Here is a 1,022-nt window from a genome sequence, read left to right on the forward strand (position 1 = left end):
CGTATTTGTCATTAAATACGATTTGCTACACTTTGTCAACATAAAAATAACACATATTGATAATTTCAAAGGGAATCGGTTAAGCAGTGTTCTAAACAGTGGATCGTCAAAAAAGAGAAGATAATGATTATAGAAAATTTATGCTTTATTGGAGTTTTGATAGCATTGTTTTTATTAATGCTATTCAATGCAATACATGCCATTAAAAAAGCAGGAAAAAAAGGGAAAGAAATAGTTGCATACTGCACTGTACTATTTTTACCAACGTTTGTTCCATGGATTCCTACACTTATAATATTTAATTCTAACCTTATAGGAAATGATCTACAAGAAAAAGTGGCTGCTCTATTGCTAGCTATATCTGCCGTGAGTTTTATCATGTCATGTATAATGATAAAAACAATGCGTGAAGATGGTCTACAAGATAACATTAAAGATATAGCTTTAATAACTTGTGGAATACCACTTCTAATTTGTGGTTTCATTGGTGGTATAATTGCACTTTTTATGTGGAATATAACAATAGGGATAATAATTTTAGGGTTATTAGTTTTAATCGGTATAGGTATAAAAGAACGTTTGAGAGTGATTTTGGGAATAATTGGAGTAATATTGGGGTTAATACTAACGATAGCGTTGATCAAGTTTATTTGGAAAATTGTCTAATGAAAAGTACTTCTGAAGCGCATTAAGAGCAACGCGTAATGAATTCACAAGGTGTGGTAGCATTTGATCTTCTACAACGAGGTACTGTAGCGCTGCATAAAGGTTATACTGTCTATAGAGGCATTGGGCTTCTTTTAGTGCCTCTTGCACGGCTTGATAGTGATTTGTTGCTTTTTGAACCCATTGTTCAAAACTATCTGGATCTGAATTTGTAGACACATCATCATAAATCGCATTAGGCAAGCCTTTTGCACAAAGGTAATTATTTCTTATCTGTAGGTACTGTTGCGCGGCATCATATTGCTCTTGAGTAATCACGCCTTGCAAACAAAGACGCCCGATATAGGTACCAGAAA

The 1,022-nt window shown here is 33.8% G+C and carries 2 protein-coding genes; one reads left to right on the plus strand and one right to left on the minus strand.

The window, feature by feature from the left end; translation table 11 throughout:
• Positions 1-123 precede the first annotated feature (123 nt).
• Complete coding sequence (locus ACFIO3_RS13855) at positions 124-666, plus strand: hypothetical protein (protein ID WP_375608856.1); 543 nt, start codon at positions 124-126, stop codon at positions 664-666.
• On the opposite strand, the gene ACFIO3_RS13860 is transcribed toward ACFIO3_RS13855, so the two are convergent.
• Positions 625-1,022 (minus strand): hypothetical protein (locus ACFIO3_RS13860; protein ID WP_375704665.1); only part of this gene is annotated, 398 nt, incomplete at its 5' end. The genes ACFIO3_RS13855 and ACFIO3_RS13860 overlap by 42 nt on opposite strands.

The organism is Bartonella sp. AD328YNZD, assembly GCF_042196425.1.

Bases quoted from the DNA above. Each gene is read 5' to 3' on its own strand.
- ACFIO3_RS13855 (WP_375608856.1), top strand. From the start codon at position 124: ATGATTATAGAAAATTTATGCTTTATTGGAGTTTTGATAGCATTGTTT.